Genomic DNA, 22,468 nt, shown 5'->3' on the forward strand with positions numbered 1-22,468 from the left:
GTTTTCGCTTGTTGTTCCTCTCCAGGCTGGATAAAAGAACGGGGTATCCCTTTAGCTCCACAAGTGGCAAAATTGCCAAATGACCGCACCAGCAAAACCCCCGATAGGGGGGAAGGATGACCCAACGACCTGGGTTCAATTCCTCGACTGGTGCCAATCTGAACAAGCGTGCCGGGATTATTTGGAAAAGATGCGCTGGTCGGACGGGCTGATTTGTCCGAAGTGTGGGGTGATATCGCAAGTTCAGCGACGCAGCCGTGGCAGATTGATTTGTCGGGCGTGCAGACATCAAGCGACGGTGACTGCAGGCACCATTTTTGACAAGACGCGCACCGAACTTCGCGTCTGGTTCGCCGCCATTTGGTACATCACCAACCAAAAACACGGCGTCAGCGCATTGGGGTTGCAGCGCGTACTTGGCCTTGGCAGCTACGAGACGGCGTGGACCATGCTGCACCGACTGCGTCGTGCAATGGTTCGCCCGGACAGAGAATTGCTCCACGGGGAAGTTGAGGTCGACGAAACCTACCTTGCTCTCAGTGACCGGACGCAGCCGATTACGGCTGAAGGGCGCAAGAGCAACACCACCAAGGTTTTGGTTGCCATAGCAGTGGAAATGCTGCAACCCAAAGGATTGGGAAGGATACGGGTTCAACGAATCGAGCGTGGTGATTACGATCACCTGATGCCATTCATCAAAACGTCACCTCCGCCATTTCAAAGAGCTTTTCGCAACCCGATGTCTTGGGCTTGATCGCTTGGTGGGAAGCGCTCGATGCTGTGGGCATTGTCCCCATCCCTTCACCAAGAGCACGACCCCATGGACAGGATCACCCAGCAGGCATCGAGCAAGCTCAGTCATGCGCCGAGGCCGTGGCAAACGCGGACCTGCGTCTAGGCATGGGGAAATAATCAATGGACCCAACGTCCCGACTCGTCGATGTCGATTGGAACGACCCGCGCCTTCAGGAATTGTTGAAGAAGACCGAAGGGCTGCGTTTGGATGACCGGGGGACTTACAAACCGCGCCGCATTCGCGTGCACCCCGGTTGGCACCCTCTGGGGGCCAACCGGGGTGCCTGGGTACCCGCTTTACTCGTGTGGGATACCGGGCACGGGGACCTCGTGATTCAGATGCAACCGATGCCACTGCGGCCCGGAGATCCGATGACGCTCGACAAGGCACCAAACGGTGTGGAAGCCAGACTCGAGCACGGCGAGATCATGCAATGCCGTGCAGGGGTGCGTCCGGAAGATGAAGGCAAGGACGTTTTTCTGGTGTGGGTGCACGTGCCAACCCCGCGATGAGCGACACATGCCTCGCGTGCATCCCGGGCAGTGCCAAAGCTGCATGCCCTGGCACTTGATTAAATATCCAGGCTAGGCCGCAGGGTTTTTTCGAAATCTTGGCGATGGCCGCATCTCTGTTGCCCCTGTGCAACCGGGCGGCCATTTGTTTGATTTACGTCAATTTTTGATCCTGCCCCGCTTTCTAGCATCAACGGTAGTGTTTCTTCGTGACGCTCACCCGGGTAAGTCGTCGACGAGCAGCGTGGTAGATATCCGCCACGCTGCAGCAGATGGTTGGCCAGACAATCGTGGTACCCGCAACGTACATGAACCCAATTTCCATCCTTATTCGGCGTACTCGCACTTCATGTGGTCCACGGACAACCTCCGGGCCGCGTTCTCCAATGCGCGCCAAACCTGAAGACAAGGCCCGTGCCTGCGCAAGTTCCAAGAACCTATAAGAAACCGATGTCCTGGAATTGATCGCTTGGTGTAAAGCGCTCGATGCTGTGGGCGTTCACCCCATCATTTCATCAAGACAACGATCCCATGGACAGTATCACCCAGCACTGCATCGAGCAAACTCTGGACAGTCTGGAAACGCTGGATGTGCTCGCCGAGGCGACCGGTGAGCTTGCCATCTTCTACGCCAATCCCGCTGCGCAAAACACCCTGGCACGGTTCTCTGACATGTTCAGGAACTATCTCGGCGGCATCGACCCAGCCCAGATCCGGGGTCACTCGATAAAGCTCATCTTCCGCGACGGCGAAGCCGCGCGAGACCGGCTACAGGAATTGATGAGTGGCCAATGTTCAGTTCTACACGAGCAGATCGAGATTGGAACCTTCCTTTTCTCGCTGGTCGTCGCAGTCATTCGAGATGTGCACGGCGAGCCGCTTTGCCTGCATGCGAGCCTGCGCAATATTTCGGCACGGCGCGAAGCCGTGCAGTTGAACGACCGGCTCAAGACGGTTCTGAATTCATTGATCAAAGCCGAGGTTGAGGTTGGCCAATCAATGTCTGCAGTGGATTCCGCCATCGGCAAAGTCAAGGATGCAACAGCCGGCAACGCCCGATCCGTTGGTGACCTTCTCACACAGGTCACGATGATTGCCTCACTGGTGCAGAGTATTCAAGAGATCTCCAACAAGACGAATCTGCTCGCACTCAATGCGGCCATCGAAGCCGCGCGCGCCGGTGAAGCAGGCAGGGGCTTCGCGGTGGTCGCCGATGAAGTGCGCAATCTGGCACGCCGCGTGCAGGACATCACCATGAGCATCGAAGGAAATACGGATGCCATCGCCATGCATACGCAGCAGATCGAGGCAACGAGCAACCAGTCCAACCACGAACTTGCAGCTGTCGACGCCGTGGTTGCAAAGCTGCAGTGCCAGGTGAAGGACATGCAGCGCCTGGCCGCCCAAACCCTGCTCCGCGCAGCGGAGGAGGATCACAGAAACTTTCTGATTCAAGTTCTGGCCGAAGCCGAGGGCAATCCTCCCACCATGCCGGCTTCAGCGGTGCCTGACCACCATCAATGCAGTTTTGGCCAGTGGTACGACACTCGGGACCAAGGGGCAATCGACGGGTTGTCAACGCTGAAGTCGATCGGCACACCCCATGCACAAGTGCATGCCATTGCTCGCCAGATCCTGCAAGCGGCCCATGATGGCAGGCGAGAGCATATTCCTCAAATGACCACATCGCTGCTTGGTCAGGAACGACAGTTGATCGAACTTCTCCACACGCTCAGCGCCGAATTTTGATTGATTGGACCCGCTCCCCCCACAGGCATGCGCGGAAAAGGCAGATGGCCTGCGCACAAGTTGCCCATGCAGAGCGCGGGGCACAGACCTGCCTGGCGTGGGCCTGACGTGCCCGGTCTGCCTGCTACCGATGCGCCGCAAGCCAGACCAATCCAACCAATAGCGGTTGGTGCAGCATGTAGATCGTCAGTGGCCAGCGGCCGAGAAACCCAAGCGGGCGCACGCTGGGCAGCGCAGCCAACGCCCGGAAATCCGCCCGACGCAACAGCGCGCCAAGGCCAGCACCAAGCCAGAACACGCCAATCCAGGGCAGCAACGGGACGTAGTCCTCCGTGATCGGCTTTTGCGTGATCAACCCGGTCCAGTTCCACAGGGGTGGATTGAAGAACGCGTGCCCCAGAAACTGGGGCGCGGCAATGGCCAGCGGCGCCAGCAGCAGCACCCAGGCGCCCAGGCGCCGGCCAAGGATGTGGTGGACCAGCAGCATGGCTGCCACCCCCTGCAGGATGCCGAAGTAGATGAAGCTGTGCGGGAACGCGAGGTAGCTGCCTGCTGTCACCAGCAGGCCACACCCGGCGATTTGCCCCCAGCGCTTCCAGAACGCTCGCTCGGTGCGCCCGCGTGCATCGCCGTAACTTTGCGCCAACCCCGCGGTGAACAAAAACAGGCTGACGATGCACACGCGCTGCCAGAGCCACCAGGGGCTGGTGTAGAAATCGGTATGAATGACGCCGAACCAATTCAGGTCGAAACTGAAGTGGAAGCTCATCATCCAGACGATGGCGAGCCCTCGCAGGCTGTCGAGCCCGCCGAGTCGTGGCCGTCGCGGCACCACGCCCGCGCTCCTCACGGCAAGGCCCTCATGCGCACCATGCCCGCGCATTGCGGAACATGCGCATCCATGGGCTTGCATCGCCCCAGGCCGGTTCAGCCCAGCTGAACTGAAGACTACGGAAAACACGCTCGGGATGGGGCATCAGCGCCGTAAATCGCCCATCCGGCGTGGTCACGCCAGTCAGCCCGCCAGCGCTTCCATTGGGGTTCAGCGGGTACGTTTCAGTTGGCTGTCCTGCCCCGTCCACAAAGCGCAGCGCGGGATCCAGCCGTGCCGGGTCGCCCTGCTGGGAGAAGTCCGCGTAGCCTTCGCCGTGCGCCACCACGATGGGCATGCGGCTGCCGGCCATGCCACTGAAGAACAGCGAGGACGAGGGCAGGACTTCCACCATGGCAAGGCGCGCCTCGTACTGCTCGGACTTGTTGCGGGTGAAGCGCGGCCATGCGTGGGCGCCCGGGATCATGGGCGCGAGCGCCGCCAGCATCTGGCAGCCGTTGCACACGCCAAGCGCAAAGGTGTCGGTGCGGCTGAAAAACCGCGCGAAATCCTCGGCAAGCGCGGGGTTGAAGAGCACCGAGCGCGCCCAGCCCTCGCCGGCGCCAAGCACGTCGCCATAGCTGAAGCCGCCACATGCGACAAAGCCGCGGAACGTCTCCAGGCGCACACGCCCGGCGATGAGGTCGCTCATGTGCACGTCGTAGGCACCGAAACCCGCCTGGTTCATCGCCCAGGCCATCTCGCGCTGGGAGTTCACCCCCTGCTCGCGCAGAATCGCCACACGGGGTCGAGCCCCCCGCGCAATGAAGGGTGCGGCCACGTCTTCGCTGATGTCAAAGGCAAGCGCGGCATGCAGTCCGGCATCGTTGCCGCACACAACCGCATGTTCGGCGTCGGCACATTGCGGGTTGTCGCGCATTCGTGCGATGGCGTGCGAGACGTGGTCCCACTGCCGCAGCAGCTCGGCACGGCTGTCGCCATAGATCTTGCGGGTGTCGCGCCAGACCTCGATGGCGGGCGCCTCGGTGACCTGCCCCACCACATGCGAGCAGGCCGACAGGCCCTCCCCACGCAGGATCTGCATCACCGCGTCGCGATCGGCGGCGCGCACCTGCAGCACCACGCCCAGCTCCTCGTTGAACAGGGCGCGCAGCGACAGATCGTTGCGGCGCTCGCCCACCTGCTGCGCCCAGTTCTTCGCATCGCCCTCATCGGGCATAGCCTCGGCTGCGGCGATCAGCACATCCACGTTCAGCGTCACCCCCGCGCGCCCGGCAAACGCCATTTCACACACCGCTGCCCACAGCCCGCCGTCGCTGCGGTCGTGGTACGCCAGCACGCGGCCTTGCGCACGCAAGGTCGCCAGCGCCCGCGTCAGACGCAGCAGATCCTGGGCGTCGTCCAGGTCGGGCACTGGACTTGCGGCCTGCTCCAGCGCCTGCGCCAGGATGCTGCCACCCATGCGCTGCTTGCCGTGGCCGAGGTCAATCAGCACCAGCACGCTGGAGCCTTGGTCCAGACGCAACTGCGGCGTCCACGCCCCGCGCACGTCATCCAGCACGGCAAACGCGGAGACGACGAGCGACACGGGCGAGGTCACGCTGCGGTCCTCCTCGCCCTGCTGCCAGCGCGTATGCATGGACAGCGAATCCTTACCCACCGGCACCCCGATGCCCAGCACCGGGCACAGCCCCAGGGCCACCGCCTGCACCGTGTCGTACAGGGCGGCGTCCTGCCCCGGCTGGCCGCACGCGGCCATCCAGTTGCACGACAGCTTGACCTGCGACAGGCTTTGCAGCGGCGCTGCAAGCACATTGGTGAGCGCTTCGGCCACTGCCATGCGCCCCGAAGCCGGCGCATGGCTGACGGCCAGCGGCGTGCGCTCGCCCATGGCCATGGCCTCGCCGCGCACCCCGGCGTAGTCGGCCAGGGTGATGGCGCAGTCGGCCACCGGCACCTGCCAGGGGCCCACCATGGGATCGCGATGGGACAGCCCGCCCACCGTGCGGTCACCGATCGTGATCAGGAAGCGCTTGCTTGCCACGCTGGGGTGCCGCAGCACGGTCGTTGCCGCCCACTCCAGCGCCACGCCCGTCAGTTCCACGTCGGGCAGTGCCACCGGCTGGCGCTGCACCGTGCGCACCATGCGCGGGGGCTTGCCCAGCAGCACGCTCAGCGGCATGTCCACAGGCTGCTCGGGCAGCAACTTGTCGGTGACCTGCAGCCGCGGCTCGACCTGCGCACGCCCCACCACGGCGTGGGGACAGCGCTCGCGTGCGCAGATCGCGGCGAACTCCGCAAGAGCCTCCGGGGCGATGGCCAGCACATAGCGCTCCTGGCTCTCGTTGCACCAGATCTCGCGCGGGCTCATGCCGCTTTCTTCCACCGGTACGTCGCGCAGCTCGAAATCCGCCCCGCGGCCGGCGCCCTCCACCAGTTCAGGGAAGGCGTTGGACAGCCCGCCTGCCCCCACGTCGTGGATGGCAAGGATGGGGTTGGCGGCACCCAGGGCGCGGCAGGCGTCGATGACTTCCTGGGCGCGGCGCTGCATCTCGGGGTTGCCACGCTGCACCGAATCAAAATCCAGATGCTCGGCGTTGGCTCCGGTGGCCAGGCTTGAGGCTGCCCCTCCGCCCACACCAATGCGCATGCCCGGGCCACCGAGCTGCACGAGCAGCGCGTCGGCCGCGAAGGGCAGCTTGTGGGTGTGCGCATCGGCCACCTCGCCGATGCCCCCGGCCAGCATGATCGGCTTGTGGTAACCCCACGTGCGCCCGCCAGCCGACTGCTCGAAGACGCGGAACACGCCGGCCAGGTTGGGCCGGCCGAACTCGTTGTTGAACGCCGCCGCCCCGATCGGACCCTCGATCATGATCTGCAGGGCGCTTGCCGTGTGGGCGGGCTTGCCGATGTCCCCCTGTTCCCAGGGCTCGGCCTGCGCCTCCAGCCGCAGGTTGGACACGTGGAATCCGCTCAGCCCCGCCTTGGGCCGCCCGCCCCGGCCAGTGGCACCCTCGTCGCGAATCTCGCCACCCGCACCGGTGGCGGCGCCGGGAAACGGCGAGATGGCCGTGGGATGATTGTGCGTTTCCACCTTCATCAGCGTGTGCGCAAGTGCCGGCTCGGCCGTGTAGTGGTGCTGCGGGCCCTGCGGCTGCCAGCGCTGGATCTCGCCGCCTTGCATCACCGCGGCATTGTCCGAATAGGCCACGATCGTGCCGGCGGGGCTTGCCGCGTGCGTGTGGCGGATCATGCCGAACAGGGACTGCGGCTGCGCCTGGCCGTCGATCACGAACTGGGCATTGAAGATCTTGTGCCGGCAATGCTCGCTGTTGGCCTGCGCGAACATCAGCAACTCGACGTCGGTGGGGTTGCGCCGGAGTTCGCCGACGAAGGCATCCATCAGGTAGTCGATCTCGTCCGGCGACAGCGCCAGACCCTGCTCCACGTTGGCGCGCAGCAGCGCCGCGCGCCCCTCGCCCAGCAGGTCCACGGTCTGCAGCGGCTTGGGGGGCAAGGCGGCGAACAGCCGGTGCGCCTCGTCGCGGGCGAACACCACGGTTTCGGTCATGCGATCATGCAGCAGCGCCGCGATGGCCTGCAGCTCGTCCGCACCCAGGCTGTCAGGCGTGCGGGCAAACAGGCCGCGCGGCTTCAGGCTGAAGCGGTATTCCACCGCGCGCTCCACCCGGCGCACCGGCGCGCCGCAGTTGTGCGCGATGTCGGTGGCCTTGCTCGCCCATGGCGAGATGGTGCCCAGGCGCGGGATGACCAGCAGCGCTGGCCCTTCATCGGGGCCCTCGTAGGGCGCGCCGTAATGCAGCAGCGCCGCCAGGCGATCGCGCAGGGCTGCGTCGGGCTCGGCGTCGGTGGCCACGAAATGCACCAGGCGCGCGTGCACCTCGGCAATGGACGCCGCCAGGGTTGGATGCGTCTGGTGCAGGCGCTGGAGCAGAGCGTGGCGGCGAAACGGCGACAGGGCTTGGGCCCCGTCGAAGGTGGAAATGTGCATGGACGGCGCGCGCGGCGGGTGCGGAAAGGGGAAGGCGAAGGGCAAGCGAATGCGTGAAGCGGCACAAGCGTGAAGCGGAACGGGAAAGCCGGGACTGCAGAGCGACCGTGTGGCGTGCTGGCCTGAAAAACGCGGGTGAAGCGCGCGGCGCGCCAGGCAGCCGCCACCGGTCGCGCACGCAACCCGGATCATGCCCCGGTTCGGCCGTGCGCCCCGCGCATTTTAGATGGGACGCCCTTACGCGCGATGCGGGTGCTGCGCGACACCCAGCCGGCGCGCGCAGCCAGTGAGATAATGCGCCCGCTATGAGTATTTCAATCAAAACCCCTGAAGATTTCCCCAAGCTGCGCGTCGCCGGTCGTCTGGGCTCGGAGCTTCTGGACTACCTGACCCCGCACGTCAAGGCCGGCATCACGACCCGCGAGCTCGATCGCCTGGCCCATGACTACACGGTCAATGTGCAGCAGGCCATCCCCGCCCCGCTGAACTACGCCCCGCCCGGCTACACGCCCTACCCGGCGTCGATCTGCACCTCGGTGAATCACGTGGTGTGCCACGGCATCCCGAACGACAAGCCGCTGAAGGATGGCGACGTGATCAACATCGACGTCACCGTCATCAAGGACGGCTGGCATGGCGATACCAGCCGCATGTTCATCATCGGCAAGGTGGCCCCCCACGTCGAGCGCCTGTGCCGCATCACCTACGAGGCCATGTGGCATGGCATCGTGCGCGTGCGCCCCGGCGCGCACCTGGGCGATATCGGCCATGCCATCCAGACCTTTGCCGAAGACGCCGGCTACAGCGTGGTGCGCGAATTCTGCGGTCACGGCATCGGTCGCAACTTTCACGAGGATCCCCAGGTCCTGCACTATGGAAGACCGGGCACGCTCGATGAACTGCGCCCGGGCATGGTCTTCACCATCGAGCCGATGATCAACGCCGGGCGACGCGAGATCCGCGAAATGGCCGATGGCTGGACCATCGTCACCAAGGACCGCTCGCTGTCGGCGCAGTGGGAGCACATGGTGCTGGTGACGGAAAAGGGCTACGAAGTCCTCACCCTCTCGCAAGGCTCCCCCGCACCACCCGACTTCGTTCGGGAATTCGCGACTGCCGCCTGAGCGCGCAGCAGTGGCCGTCGTCCCCACGCCGCAGCCTTCGGCCGTCGCCGCGCCGGATGTTGCCGCCATTCGTGGGACCTGGCGCACGGCGCGCAATGCCCTGCTGGCCGACTTCAGCGCCCACCCCCAGCGCGTGCGGCCCCTGTTGCAGGGCCTGAGCCGGGCGGCGGACGCCGCGCTGCGCGCGCTGTGGCTGCACGCCGGCATGCCGGCCGATTGTGCCTTGCTGGCCGTGGGCGGCTTCGGACGCGCCCGGCTGTTCCCGCACTCCGACGTGGACGTGCTCATCCTGTTGCCGGATGCGCCCGCTGCCAGCACCCAGCAGGCGGCCGAGCGCTTTGTCGCGGCGTGCTGGGACGCGGGGCTGGAAATCGGCCCGAGCGTGCGCACCGTGCAGGCCTGCATTGAGGAGTCCGAGCGCGACGTCACGGTGCAGACCACGCTGCTGGAATCGCGCGCGCTGTGCGGGGATCGGGCGCTCGTCGGGCGTTTCCACAAAGCCTTCGAAGCCCATCTGGATGCGCGCGCGTACTTCCAGGCCAAGCTGCTGGAGATGCGCCAGCGCCATGCCAAGTTTGAAAACACGCCGTACGCCCTGGAGCCCAACTGCAAGGAAAGTCCAGGCGGGCTGCGCGACCTGCAGATACTGCTGTGGGTGGGACGCGCGGCCGGGCTTGGCGCCAGCTGGCAGCAGCTTCGCGCCAGCGGCGTGCTCAGCGCCTACGAGGCCCGCAAGATCCAGACCAACGAGCGCATGCTCGAGCGCATCCGCGCGCACCTGCACGTGGCCGCGGGCCGGCGCGAAGACCGCCTGGTGTTCGATCTGCAAACCACTGTGGCCGCCGCCATGGGGCTGCGTCCCGACCCCACCAAGCGCGCGGGCGAAAGGCTGATGCAGCTGTACTACTGGGCTGCCAAGGCCGTCGAGCAACTCAACCAGATCGTGCTGCTGACGATCGAAGGCAGGCTGTGGCCGGAGCTCGCGGCCCAGCCGGGGCGGGCGATTGCGGGCATCCCGGACGTGCAGGACGGCCTCTTTCTGGACAAGGACGGCCGGCTGGAGCCCGCCGACCTGCGGTTGTATGAACGCGACCCGCCGGCCATTCTGGAGACGTTCGTGGTGTTCGCCCTGGCCCCGGGCATCCGCGGCCTGACGGCGCCCACGCTGCGCGCGCTGTACCACGCGCGCGAGCGCATGGACGCCGCCTTCCGGCGCGACCCGCGCAGCCGCGCGGCGTTCCTGCGCATCATGCAGTCACCCCAGGGCGTGACCCACGCGCTGCGCCTGATGAACCGCACCAGCGTGCTGGGGCGCTACCTGCTGCCGTTTCGGCGCATTGTCGGGCGCATGCAGCACGACCTGTTCCACGTCTACACGGTCGACCAGCACATCCTGATGGTGGTGCGCAACGTGCGGCGGTTTTTCATTCTCGAGCACGCGCACGAATATCCGTTTTGCTCCCAGCTCGCCGCGGGCATGGAAAAGCCCTGGCGGCTGGTGCTCGCCGCGCTGTTCCACGACATCGCCAAGGGTCGCGGCGGCGACCATTCGGTGCTTGGCACGGCCGAGGTCCGCCGCTTCGGCAAGGCCCACAATCTCAGCGGCGAGGACATCGACTTCGTCGCTTTCCTGGTTGCGCAGCACCTCACCATGTCACGCGTGGCGCAAAAGGAGGACATGAGCGACCCCGATGTCATCACCCGCTTTGCCGCGCTGGTGGGCGACGAGCCCCATCTGACCGCGCTGTACCTGCTGAGCGTGGCGGACATCCGCGGCACCAGCCCCAAGGTGTGGAACGGCTGGAAGGCCAAGCTTCTGGAAGACCTGTACCGCGCCACGCTGCGCGTGCTGGGCGGCCAGGCACCGAATGCGCAGGCCGAACTGCAGCAGCGCCAGCAGGAAGCGCGCCGCCTGCTCAACCTCTATGGCATCGACGAGCACGGCGCCAAGGCGCTGTGGGACACGCTGGACGCCAGCTATTTCCTGCGCCACGACCCCGCCGTCGTGGCCTGGCACACGCGCCAGCTCATGCGCCGCACCGCGAGCGCCGAGCCGGTGGTGAGCTCGCGCCTGGCCCCCCATGGCGAAGGCCTGGAGGTGCTGGTGTACTGCCCCGACCAGCCCGACCTGTTTGCGCGCATCTGCGGCTTTTTCGACCAGCACAACTTCAGCATCCTCGACGCCAAGATCCACACCACCCGCGCGGGCTGGGCGCTGGACAGCTTCGTGGTCATCGAGCCGCAGCTTGCCCAGCACTACCGCGACCTGATCTCGCTGCTGGAGGTGGAACTGGCCCGCACGCTGGCGGCGCGCGGGCCCCTGCCCGACCCGGTGCGCGGCCGCGTGTCGCGCCGCGTGCGGCATTTCCCGGTGCAGCCGCGCGTGGAACTGCGCGGTGATGAGCGCGGCCAGCGTTGGATCCTGAGCGTGCGCGCCAGTGACCGCACGGGCTTGCTCTACGCCATTGCGCGCGTGCTGGCCGCACGCGCGATCAGCGTGCAGCTGGCCAAGATCATGACGCTGGGCGAGCGCGTGGAAGACACCTTCGTGCTGCAGGCCGCGAGCCTGGGCAGCGAGAAGGCCCAGCTCGCGCTGGAAACCGCCGTGCTCGAGGCCCTTGAGGCGGCCTGAGCCGCCTTGCCCAGCGGCTCAGTCGTCGACGCCGGCGCGCACCAGGCGCGCCTGCAGGGCCTGCAGCTGCTCCATGAGCTCCAGCGCCAGCGCCGCGCCCTCCAGATTCACCCCGAGGTCACGCTGAAGCCGGCGCACGGTGCGCGCGGTAAACAGGGCCTGCGCCGGAAAGCGCCACGCCTGCGGGGCCTCCGCGGCTCTTGGAAGCGGCTCCAGAATGCCCACCTGAACCAGCTCCATGACCCAGGTTTCGGGCTCCGCGCAGGCCACCGTCAGGGCTTGCAGGTCGAGCAGCACGCCCTCGTCCATGGGTGTGGCGGTCAAAACGTTCACATGCATCGCTCAGGCTCCCTTCAAACGCCCAGGTGCAGGCGCGGGTTGAATCGCAGCTCGCTGGCCATGCGCTTGTACAGCTCCACAGCCTTCGGGTTGTCGGCCGGGGCAGCACGACCTTCAGCTCGATGTACAGATCGCCGGGCTCGGCTGCTGGCAGGCCGCGCCCCTTGAGGCGCAGCTTGCGCCCGGTTTGCGAACCCGCGGGCACGTTGACTTCCACGGTGCCGCCCGGCGTCGGCGCGGCAACCTGACCGCCAAGCGCGGCCTCCCAGGGCGCCACGGGCAAGGTGAGGTACAGGTCCTTGTCCACCACGCGGTACCAGGCATGGGGCCTGAACTGGATTTCCAGGTACAGGTCGCCGCTGTGCCCGTCGGCGCCCGGCGTCCCCTGCCCCGCCAGGCGCAGGCGCTGGCCCTCGCGCACGCCGCGCGGAATCTGCACCCGCAGGCTGCGCTCCTGCATCGTCACGTGCCCTGAAGCGTCCGCTTGCGGGCTTTGCAGGGTGATGGTGCGCTCGGCTCCACTGAACGCGTCTTCCAGGTCGATGGCGATGCGCGCATGGTGATCGGCCGCGCGCGCCGAACGCCGCGCGTGTGCCTGGGAGCCGCCGCGCGCAGCGCCGCCGAACAGCGATTCAAAGAAATCGCTGAACGCCGCGGCCTCCTCCTCGCCCATGCCCCGGTCGCCACCCGCCCCGAGAACTCGAAGCCGCTGCCCCAGTCTGGGGGCGGCTGGAAGTCCTGCCCCGACTGGTACCGTGAGCCCAGGCGGTCATAGGCCGCGCGCTTTTCGGGATCCTTCAACACCTCGTATGCCTCGCCCAGTTCCTTGAAACGCTCCTCGGCCTGGGGCTCCTTGCTGACGTCGGGGTGGAATTTACGAGCCAGTTTGCGGTAGGCGCGCTTGATGTCGTCGTCGCTCGCGCCACGCTCGACACCCAGCACTTCGTAGTAGTCCTTGAATTTCATGCTTGTCGCCGAAAGAGTTGCTTTTCATACGCCGTGCGTCGCGTTGAGTCTACCGTCGATCGGGACAACGCGGCGCAACGCAAAGCAAAGCGCCCCGAGGCGCCCCTGCGCGCGCAGGGGCGCTCGATCGTGCAGCCTGGCGCCGGCGATCCCTGTTTGGGGCGGGCTGCGCACGCTTGAGCCGACCCCGCCGGCTCGCGCCCGCACGGTGGTCTGCGCATGGGCGCCGGTTTTCGGGCCGAGCTAGCATGCAGGGCATGGAGGGATTGCTCCCCGTGCCAGGCGCCGGCCTTGGCCAGCCCAACGCCACAGCGCGCCTTCGCGCGTGGGCAAGGCACAGCGCTGCCTGCCATCCAGGCCCCGGCATCCAGCCTCGGCGTCATGGGTCTTGAGCGGCCCCGCTTCCCATCGCAAACCATGGACAGACACTACCTCACCTCGCTGCTTTCCCCGCAAGCCATCGTCGTGTTTGCCGATGAGGACGGCTCCGGGCTCGCACGCACCGTGCTCGCCGCCCTCAAGGCGCAGCAATTTCGTGGCCGGGTGCAGTTTCTCGGCGTCGAAACCAGCGGCACGCTGGGTGAGCTCTCGCAGGCGCAAGCCGATCTGGCCATCATTGCCCTGCCACCAAAGGACGCCAGCACGGCGCTTGGCATTGCAGCGCGCATCGGCTGCCGGGCTGCGGTCATGCTCGGCAATGGCGTGAGCGCGCACGACGCGGCCTCGATGCAGGCCATTGCCCGGCGCGAAGGTCTGCACATGCTGGGCCCGAACAGCCTGGGATTGCAGCGTCCGCATCTGCAGCTCAACGCCAGTGCGGCCGGCCCCCTGGCTGCACCCGGTCCGCTCGCGCTCGTCTCCCAGTCCGGATCCCTCACGGCGTCCATGCTCGATTGGGCGCGGGACAATGCCGTGGGCTTTTCGTGTGTCGTCGCCGTGGGGCCCCATGCCGCGGTGGATGTGCCCGAGGTGCTCGACTTCCTGGCCAGCGACGCCCACACGCACAGCATCGTCGTCCATCTCGAAGGCATTGGCAACGCGCGACGCTTCATGAGCGCACTGCGCAGTGCCGCCAGTGCCAAACCCGTGATCATCCTCAAGGCCGGACGCACGTCTGCCGGCAATGAAGCCGCGCGCACCCACAGCGCCGCCCTGGTGGGCGCCGATGCGGTGTTCGACGCCGCGCTGCGGCGCGCGGGCGCGGTGCGCGTGCGCTCCTTCGTCGAATTGTTTTCGGCGGCCAAGTGCCTGGCCTCCCGCTATCGCCCGGTGGGGCGGCGCCTGGCTGTGGTCACCAACGGCGGGGGACCCGGCGTGCTGGCCGCCGACTGGATCGGCGAAATCGGCCTGACACTTGGCAAGCTTTCGCACGAGGCGGCCGCGGCCCTGCAGCCGCAGCTGCCCCCGCATGCCTCGCTCAGCGACCTCATCGACCTGTCCGAGGATGCGCTGGCACCCCATTTTCACGCCGCGATCGATGCGGCCAGCCATGACCAGGCGGTGGATGGCATCCTCGTCGTGTATTCGCCCAAGCCCGACTCCGATGCGCAGGCCACGGCCAAGGTTCTGGCCGAGATGCGGCGCAGCGTCAGCAAGCCCCTGCTGGCCTGCTGGCTGGGTGAGACGACGGTGTTGAGTTCGCGGGTGATCCTGAAATCGGCCGACATCCCGACGTTTCGCACGCCAGAGCCCGCAGTCAGCGCGTTTGGCAATATCGCCGCCTTCTATCAAAACCAGCAGCTGCTGCAACAAACGCCGCCGCCCCTGACGGGACTTGCAGCGCCCGATGTCGAGTGCGCGCGCCTCGTGATCGAAAGCGCCCTGGCCGAGCGGCGCACGGTGCTGACCGAAATGGAATCCAAAGCGGTCCTGGCTGCCTTTCACATCCCCGTGACCCCCACCGCCCAGGCACGCAACGCCAACGAGGCGATGCAGCTGGCCAGCCAAATGGGGTTTCCCGTGGCCATGAAAATCGATTCCCCCGATGTCAGCCACAAATCGGATGTCCAAGGCGTGGTCCTCAACGTGAGCAGTGGGGTGGCCGTGCGGGAAACGTTCGAGACCATGATGGACAACGTCAAGCGCCTGCAGCCGCAGGCGCGCATCAACGGGGTGACGGTGCAGAAGATGGCCTCGGCGCAGCGCGGGCGCGAAGTGGCCATCGGGGTGGTCTGCGACGCTGCACTGGGACCCGTGATCACATTCGGTGCCGGGGGCACGGCAGTCGAGTTGATCCATGACCAGGCCATCGAGCTGCCGCCGCTCAACCAGTTCCTGGCCCGCCGGCTGATCGAGCGCGCACGCGTGGCCCAAACCCTCGGCGCGTGGCATGGCGCGGCGGCCGTGGACATGCAGGCGCTGGAGCACCTGCTGCTGCGCGTGTCCGAGATGGTGTGCGAACTGCCCCACCTGCAGGAGATGGACATCAACCCGGTGATTGTCGATGCGCATGGCGCAGTGGCCGTCGATGCCCGCATGATCATCCGGCGCGCGCAGTATGAGCCGCTGGGCTCGGGGCATTATCAGCACCTGGCCATCATGCCCTACCCCGCGTATTACCGCCAAACCGTTCCGCTTGCGGGCGATCTCGAATACACCCTGCGTCCGATTCGCCCCGACGATGCCGAGATGCTGCAGGAACTGGTGCGCGGCCTGTCACCCGAGAGCCGGTACTTCCGCTTCGTGTCCGCGCGCAGCGAACTCACACCCGGAATGCTCGCGCGCTTCACGCTGATCGACTACGACCGGGAAATGGCCCTGGTGGCCGTGCTCAAGCCCCAGGGTGAATCGCAGCCCGAGCGCATCATCGGCGTGTCACGCTACATCACCAGTCCGGATCAGCAAAGCTGCGAGTTCTCGCTGGTGGTTGCCGATGCGTTCAGCGGACAGGGCATCGGCTCGCGCCTGATGCAAGCCATCATCGACGTGGCGCGCGAACGCGGCCTGACCGAAATCTACGGCCTTGTCCTGGCGCACAACCCCACCATGCTCAAGCTGATGCAGGCGCTGGGCTTCAGTATCCAGCCCTGCATCGAGGAGCCCGATTTCCGGTTGGTCAAACGCGAGCTCTGACAAACGCGAGCTCTGAGCGACTGGTTTCGGCCCCGGCATCCGGCGGCGCCCGGCCTGCGGCCGTGCGCGCCTTACGCCGAGACCCGGTTGCGCCCCAGGTGCTTGGCGTGATACAGCGCGCGGTCGGCGCGCTCCAGCAGGTCGCTGGCGCGCCGGTCTTCGGCCAGCGCCTGCGCATACCCGATGCTCACCGTGAGCTGCGTCACCTGCCCCTCGCCCAGATCCACCGGCGCCTCCTCCACCCCCTGGCGGATGCGCTCGGCCGCGCGGTATGCCTCGTCCGCGTCGGCCCCCTCCAGAATCAGCAGGAACTCCTCCCCGCCCAGCCGCCCCAGCCGGTCCACGCTGCGCCGCCTGCCCTCCACCACATCCACCACCTGGCGCAGCACCCGGTCCCCCACCGCATGCCCATGCCCGTCGTTGATGCGCTTGAAATGGTCCAGATCCAGAATCAGCACCGACAGCGGCGACTGCGCGCGCCGGTCCCGCCGCCGCTGCAGCGCCTGCTCCAGCTGCTCCAGTATCTCGCGCCGGTTCGCCAGCCCCGTCAGATCGTCGTGCGTGGCCATGCGCTCGAGCTCGCGCTCCATCGCCTTGCGCTGCGTGATGTCGCGCCAGATCCCCTCCACCCCAGCGTACTGCCCCTGCTCGTCGCGCAGCGCCTGCGTGCTGATCGATATGTCGATGATCACCCCGTCCTTGCGCCGCATGCGCCCCGGAAAATCGTGCACGAACCCCTGCTCGCGAATCGCCGCAATCAGCGCATCGCGCTCGCGCATGTCCGGGTAAAACGCCGCCGCCGGCAAGCCGATGATCTCCTGCGCCTCGTACCCCAGCACGTTCTTCACCGCCGGGCACACATAGCGCGTGATCCCCTGCGCATCCGTGCGGTAAAACACATCCTGCATCGTGTTCATGATGCGCTGGAAATTCTCGTCCGTCTCCCGCAGCCGCTGCTCCATCGCCGCGCGCTCGCTCATGTCCAGGAACGCCGCCAGCACCCCGCCCTGCCCCTCGTGCTCCACGTGGTTGCTCGTCATCGCCACCACCCGCTGGCGCCCGCTGCACGTCAACGCCCGAAACTCCGTGGGCGGGTTCGACACCGCCTCGCGCTCGGCGCGCCGGATGCGCGCCAGCACCCGGTGCAGATCCAGCGGATGGATGAAATCCACCACCGCGCGCCCCACAAACGCCTCGCCCTGCCCCGCCTCCATCAGCTCCAGCGCCGCCGCATTCGCATACCGGAAGCGGTCGCCCACGATCACCACCACGCTCGCCGGCAACCGCTCCAGCCACGCCAGCTGCGCTTGCACCCCGTGCGGGTGCCCCAGGGAGATTGGCGCCTGCGTCATGATCGCCCGCGGCTGCCCTCAGCCTTGCGCCCCCACGCGCCGCAGCACCCCACGTAATGCCCCAGCCGCTGCTCCCCGGCGCGCCGCCCCGGCATGCAGCTCTCCAGCTCGAACCACGTCCCCACCGCATCCATCTCTCCCATCGCGTCCCGATGCCCCGCCGCCGCCGTCCACCCCGTCACCCGGTACGCATGCTCCGCCGCCAGCGCCTGCGCCACCAGCACCACGATCCGCTCGCCGTCGCGCACCCCCACCAGCATCGCCGCATGCCCCTGCGGGTGCGCCGCCGATTGCAGCACCACCGGCTCCGCATCCGACGCCAGCCAGCGCCCGCGCCTCCACGCCTGCCCCGATGCCACCTCCTGCATCCGCTCCTCGTCCATGATCGCCTCCCTCACCCAGTCCCGTTTGGATGCCTCGAAGTTTAGGAACGCCCCACCGCCCACGCGGTGAATAAATGCACACATTCGCCCCTTTTCTGCCCCCAGGCGCCCTTGCCGCCCCCTATGCACCCGCGCCAGGCGACGATCGGCGCGACGGCAAGCGCCGACGGCGCCACCGGGAAGCACCACCGGGCCACCCCAATCACGCGCGCGCTTCCTGCCGCACCTGCTCGAGCAACCAGGCCACGAATTGCTGACTGCTCTGCCACAGATCGTGCTTGTCGTGCACTTGCGCGTGCCACTGTGCGGCCTGGCTATGGCTCAAACCCCGTTCGGCGAGAAACTGCGTCACGGGACACGCATCCAGCGGTGTGGGACCTTGGGCTTTGGCATGCATGTGGATCCAGTGGTGCGCCAGGGCACCGAGAAAGGTGTGAATCTGGCCCTGCGCAATGGGCAACGCAAATGTGCGGATCCACTGCGGCACATCCTGCGCCGGCATGGGCCGTGCCAGGCCATAGCCCTGCGCATGGGTTGCACCGAGGATCATGATGGCCTCGATGGCCCCCGTGTCTTCCACCCCCTCGACGATCACCTGACGTTCGAGATCGTGTGCCATCTTGATCAGCGTGCGAATCAAACTGAACGTGAGCAAAGGGGACTTGCGCAGATTCAGGGTCAGGCTCTGATCCACCTTGATCGTGTCGAAGGGCAGTTCGGAAAGCCGCTTCAGACTGCTGTAGCCTGAGCCCAGGTCGTCCATTGCCAATTTGACTCCCAGCTCTGCAAGGCCGGCAATGGCCTGCCCTTGCAGCGCACTATCAAGCTCCTGGGTCTCCAGCAGCTCCAGGGTCAGGCGTCGAGGCTCGACGTCGTGATCGCGCAAGGCCTCGCTCACCCACTGGCGGCAATGGGCGTTGAGCAGCGTGGACGGCGGAAGGTTCACCGCCACATCCAGCTGCAACCCCTGCGCCTGCCAGGCGCTCACACACTCCAGCGACTGCTCCAGAACGAGGCGGAAGAGGCGATCGAGCTCACCATCGCCCAGCAGGGGAAGAAACACACCGGGCGACACCACCTCCTGGGTATCCAGGCGCAGCCGGGCCAGCGCCTCGACGCGGTCCACCGCTGCGCTGCGCAGATCCACCACCGGCTGCATGAACACGCACAAGCCGCCGCGAAACAGCCGGCTCCTGTAGGCCTGCGCCACATCGTGCGGCAGCACCATGGCCGAGGGCGACACGCGACAGGCTCGCCAGAACTGACCCGCACGCTGCTGCAGGGAACGGATGAATTGCCGCGCCCAGCGCGTTCCGAACTGGTTGGGATAGGCGCCAAACAGCACGAGGATGAAGGCCGGCTTGTCCTGGGCGTTCACCACGGGAATGGCTGCCACGCTGCGCACACCGTGCCCAGCCATGATGCCCTGCCACAGATGCAGCCGCTCATCGTCATCGTATTGCTGCGTGGTCTGGATCGTGCCCAGGCGCCATGCGCGGCCGACGAGCCCGCATCCCGCCGGCGTGTCGTCGTCCTGTCGCACCTGGTATGCGGGCGCATGCAGATCCTCCGTGAGCGCAAGCGCGCGCTCACCAACACCGGCTTCCACCTGAAACTGGCCGTGGCTGTCCGGGCGCATGGCCAGGCAAGCGCGCATCCCCGGCAGTGGCCCGATGGGCGACAGCAAGTCCGCCAACGCATCCTGCCAAAGCGTTCCGGGTTTGGGGATCGCCCCGTCGAGCACCGCGTAGTACGCACCCACCGTGCGGTCGTGCGCTTGCATCTGGGCCTGGAGATCCTCCTGCAGGCGGGCCTCGGCGAGCTGGGTGAGCTGATAGCGCGTGCGCGACGTGAGGGGCGCGAGTCGCAGCTGTTCGGCCATGACTTGCCGGTACAGACCGGTTGCCCGGGCCAGCAAGGCGGGGGACACGCCGACAAAGGCATGCATGCGGCCGAGCCTGCCCGCGCGCTCAAGCACTTCATCGCGCGAAACGCATGGCCCCAGGAGCTTGTGCAGATGCTCGGCCTGGTGACGCCCGAGCGCCTGCATCCGCGCCTCATCCAGGTGCACGACGATGGCGTGCATGGCCACGTCATGGACAAACTCTTCGAGCAGCCTGTGCACGAAGTGGTCGATGGCGCCGTGCAGGTGGGCTCCTGCGCTCGTGAGCAGGGCCTGCGCCTGCGCGTCAAAAGGCTCGAAGCCCGCGCCGGGCTCGGAAATGGCGGTCTGCCCCGTCCCCACTTGCCACCATCGCGGCCGCGTGAGCTTATGGGCCTTGAGCTCATACAGCGAAACGTCGGCTTGACGCAATAACGCATCGCCCGTGGTGCCGTCCTGCGGGTACAGCGCAAGCCCCAGGCTCATGCCGATCCTGGCAACGGCGCCGCGGCCGAGTTCAATGGGCGACGCCACCATCCGTTGCAGACGCCGCAGGATCGCCTCGATTTGCTGCTGGTGATGCAATTCGTCCAGATCCTCGAAGACCAGGACGAACTCGTCACCGCCCAGTCGCGCAAGCATGTCGGACGCGCGCATGCACGAGCGCAGCTGCGTGGCGAATTGCCGCAAGAGGCTGTCCCCTGCTTCATGCCCATGGGTGTCGTTGATCTGTTTGAAGTCATCCAGATCGAGCATGCCCACGGCCAGCATGAAACCGTTGCGCTGTGCGCGTGCCAAGGCCTTCGGCAGGTTCTGCTCCAGGGCGCGGCGGTTGGGCAAATCCGTCAGGACATCGTGCAGGGCCTGGTGGGCAATGGCTTCGCGCGCTTCGTGCAGGGCGGTGATGTCGATCACGCTCCAAAGCACGCCTGCCGAGCCATCGGACAGCTCAATGGGCACGCCCATGATCTGGCATGTCAGGGTTGAACCGCCGGCATGCCGGAAGCGGTGTTCCCGCTTGAGCCGCAGATCGTCTTGCGCCGCCTGTGCGGCGATTTTGTGGAACTGCTCGTCAGACGCCTGGCCGCCATGCAGACGCGCCGTGCTGAACCCGACAAGGGCCTCGCGTGCATAGCCGAAGATCTCGCACAAGGCCGGGTTGACGTCCTGAATGGTGCCGCGGGCATCGACCGTGAAAATCCCCGCCGCATTCTTCTCCATGAGCCTGCGCTGGTAGGCCAGTGAGCGTTCCAGCCGCACGTGCAGCCGCTGGCGCTCGGTGATGTCCACAAGGGTCCACACCATCGTGCGCCCTGCAGCCTCCATGACCACGCCGATCGACAAGTCGCAAAGCACGATCGCGCCATCCTTGCGGCGCAGGCGCACCGTGTCCCCCCGCAGCGGCCGGCCTTCATGCAGGCGTGCGCACAAGGCCGTCACGCGTGCGCACTCGGCCGCATCGGCGTACATCGGGCCCAGGGGCAAGCCCAGGACCTCGTGCGCGTGCGCGTACCCCAGCATCTGCACGAAATGCTCGTTGACCCGCGCCAGCCGGTCGTCGCGCACGCTGGCGATGGCCGCAAGGCTGGCGTCGAGCAGCACGGCTTGCATGGCGGCCGCTTCGCGCTCGCGTTGCAGCAGACTCACGCGCTCCAGTCCACGGGCGATGTTGCGTGCGAGCTCCTCCATGAGTGCGCGCAAATCCGCGTCGAACACCGATGCCTTCTCGTCCAGGACCGTCAGCACGGCCCACACGGCGCCTTCGCGCACGATGGGCAAGGTGGCGGCGGCCTGCAGCCCATAGCGCCCGGCCTGCTCGCGCCACGCGTCAAGCTCGGGCGCCAGCGCGAACGCATCCGCGTAGAACGACCGCTCCTCGCGCCAGGCGCGCCCGGCGAAGCCCTGACCTTCGGGCGCATCGGCGCGCGAGGAAATCACGATTTCATCAAGGTAGCGGGTCTGTCCCGCGCTCGCGAGAAACCGGAACCGCCCGCCAGCGTCCGGCCGCGCCACATAGGCGAGCCCAACGTGTGCGTAGCGCACCGCGAGCTGGCACACCGACTCCAGCAACGCGCCCTCGTCCTGCGCGCTGGCAACCGCCTCGTTGACGTGGGCCAGCAACGCGTTGAACTCCGCCAGGCGCCGCAGACGCTGCTGGGCCTGCCTCAGCCGCCCGGTTGCCTGCCGCATCGCAATGGCGTGGGCCGCCTGGCGGCTCAGTCGGGTCAAGGCGTCGCGCTGCTGCGCGTCGAGCCGGCGCGCGGTGCGGTCGAGCACGCACAAGGTGCCCAGACGATGGCCATCCTGCGTCTGCAGCGGCACCCCGGCATAAAAGCGGATGTGCGTGTCTCCGGCCACGAGCGGGTTGCCGGCGAAGCGCGCATCCTGGCTCGCGTCGGCAACCTCGAACAACGCATCACCCAGAATGGCGTGCGCACAAAAGGCCCAGTCGCGCGGGGTCTGCGCCAGCTCCAGGCCATGGTGGCTCTTGAACCACTGGCGGTCGCGGTCAATCAGCGAAAGCAGTGCAATGGGCGTGCCGATGATCTGGGCCGCAAGGGCCGTAAGGTCATCGAAAACCACCTCGGGCGCACTGTCGAGAATGTCCAGATCACGCAGGGCCTCCAGCCTTTGGGCCTCGTCCGCAGGCTGGGCCGCGGGCTCGAACGACGGCGAATGCGGCATCATGGCATCCCCTGCTGCCCCATGGCTGCCTGCGCGCGCCATGGCGGATGCCGCCACGCGGTGGGCGCGAACCCTCGATGGGCCAGTGCGCACCATGGCGCGTCGCGCCCGGCCCCGCCAGCCGGTCGCCCC

At 66.8% G+C, this 22,468-nt stretch carries 11 protein-coding genes and 3 pseudogenes; 7 read left to right on the top strand and 7 right to left on the bottom strand.

Features of this window, described 5'->3' with window-relative positions:
• Positions 1–79: 79 nt before the first annotated feature.
• The 4 genes and pseudogenes from CD04_RS0105655 to CD04_RS25195 form a co-directional block, all read left to right on the top strand.
• Positions 80–715, top strand: a pseudogene (locus CD04_RS0105655) (IS1595 family transposase); the annotation flags it as partial.
• Positions 716–915: 200 nt separating this feature from the next.
• A complete protein-coding gene (locus tag CD04_RS0105660) occupies positions 916–1,308 on the top strand; it encodes a hypothetical protein (protein ID WP_031404890.1) in 393 nt (130 codons plus the stop codon).
• A 1,098-nt stretch (positions 1,309–2,406) separates the two neighbouring features.
• A pseudogene (locus CD04_RS25190) lies at positions 2,407–2,652 on the top strand (methyl-accepting chemotaxis protein); the annotation flags it as partial.
• A 42-nt stretch (positions 2,653–2,694) separates the two neighbouring features.
• Entirely contained in the window at positions 2,695–3,057 is a 363-nt protein-coding gene (locus tag CD04_RS25195) for a CZB domain-containing protein (RefSeq protein ID WP_255333628.1), read from the top strand.
• A 124-nt stretch (positions 3,058–3,181) separates the two neighbouring features.
• Here the strand turns inward: CD04_RS25195 and CD04_RS0105670 are convergent, their stop codons facing one another.
• Both CD04_RS0105670 and purL read right to left on the bottom strand, forming a co-directional pair.
• The gene (locus CD04_RS0105670; RefSeq protein ID WP_031404893.1) at positions 3,182–3,892 is read right to left on the bottom strand and encodes a DUF1624 domain-containing protein; all 711 of its coding nucleotides are present in this window, start codon (positions 3,890–3,892) and stop codon (positions 3,182–3,184) included.
• A gap of 25 nt (positions 3,893–3,917) precedes the next feature.
• Positions 3,918–7,901: a phosphoribosylformylglycinamidine synthase gene (gene purL, locus CD04_RS0105675; protein ID WP_031404896.1), complete on the bottom strand. Its 3,984-nt coding sequence runs from the start codon at positions 7,899–7,901 to the stop codon at positions 3,918–3,920.
• Between the two features lie 305 nt (positions 7,902–8,206).
• Here purL and map point away from each other — a divergent pair, with 305 nt between their 5' ends.
• Both map and CD04_RS0105685 read left to right on the top strand, forming a co-directional pair.
• Entirely contained in the window at positions 8,207–9,025 is an 819-nt protein-coding gene (gene map, locus CD04_RS0105680) for a type I methionyl aminopeptidase (protein WP_031404898.1), read from the top strand.
• A gap of 10 nt (positions 9,026–9,035) precedes the next feature.
• Positions 9,036–11,657, top strand: a complete 2,622-nt coding sequence (locus tag CD04_RS0105685) for a [protein-PII] uridylyltransferase (protein ID WP_031404899.1) — start codon at positions 9,036–9,038, stop codon at positions 11,655–11,657.
• A gap of 18 nt (positions 11,658–11,675) precedes the next feature.
• On the opposite strand, the gene CD04_RS0105690 is transcribed toward CD04_RS0105685, so the two are convergent.
• Both CD04_RS0105690 and CD04_RS24445 read right to left on the bottom strand, forming a co-directional pair.
• A complete protein-coding gene (locus CD04_RS0105690; RefSeq protein WP_031404901.1) occupies positions 11,676–11,996 on the bottom strand; it encodes a chaperone modulator CbpM in 321 nt (106 codons plus the stop codon).
• 14 nt (positions 11,997–12,010) lie between these two features.
• Positions 12,011–12,962: pseudogene (locus CD04_RS24445) on the bottom strand (DnaJ C-terminal domain-containing protein).
• Positions 12,963–13,379: 417 nt separating this feature from the next.
• Between CD04_RS24445 and CD04_RS0105700 the strand changes: the two are divergent.
• Positions 13,380–16,034, top strand: coding sequence for a bifunctional acetate--CoA ligase family protein/GNAT family N-acetyltransferase (locus CD04_RS0105700; protein ID WP_031404903.1), 2,655 nt, complete (start codon positions 13,380–13,382; stop codon positions 16,032–16,034).
• 71 nt (positions 16,035–16,105) lie between these two features.
• Here CD04_RS0105700 and CD04_RS0105705 read toward each other — a convergent pair whose 3' ends face one another.
• The 3 genes from CD04_RS0105705 to CD04_RS22485 form a co-directional block, all read right to left on the bottom strand.
• Complete coding sequence (locus CD04_RS0105705; RefSeq protein WP_031404905.1) at positions 16,106–17,347, bottom strand: GGDEF domain-containing protein; 1,242 nt, start codon at positions 17,345–17,347, stop codon at positions 16,106–16,108.
• Positions 17,348–17,382: 35 nt separating this feature from the next.
• On the bottom strand, positions 17,383–17,853 hold the full coding sequence (locus tag CD04_RS0105710) for a hypothetical protein (protein ID WP_156030112.1): 471 nt from the start codon (positions 17,851–17,853) through the stop codon (positions 17,383–17,385).
• Positions 17,854–17,971: 118 nt separating this feature from the next.
• On the bottom strand, positions 17,972–22,339 hold the full coding sequence (locus CD04_RS22485; RefSeq protein ID WP_197033038.1) for an EAL domain-containing protein: 4,368 nt from the start codon (positions 22,337–22,339) through the stop codon (positions 17,972–17,974).
• Between the last annotated feature and the right edge of the window lie 129 nt (positions 22,340–22,468).

This window comes from Thiomonas sp. FB-Cd, assembly GCF_000733775.1.
Classification (GTDB): Bacteria; Pseudomonadota; Gammaproteobacteria; order Burkholderiales; family Burkholderiaceae_C; genus Thiomonas_A.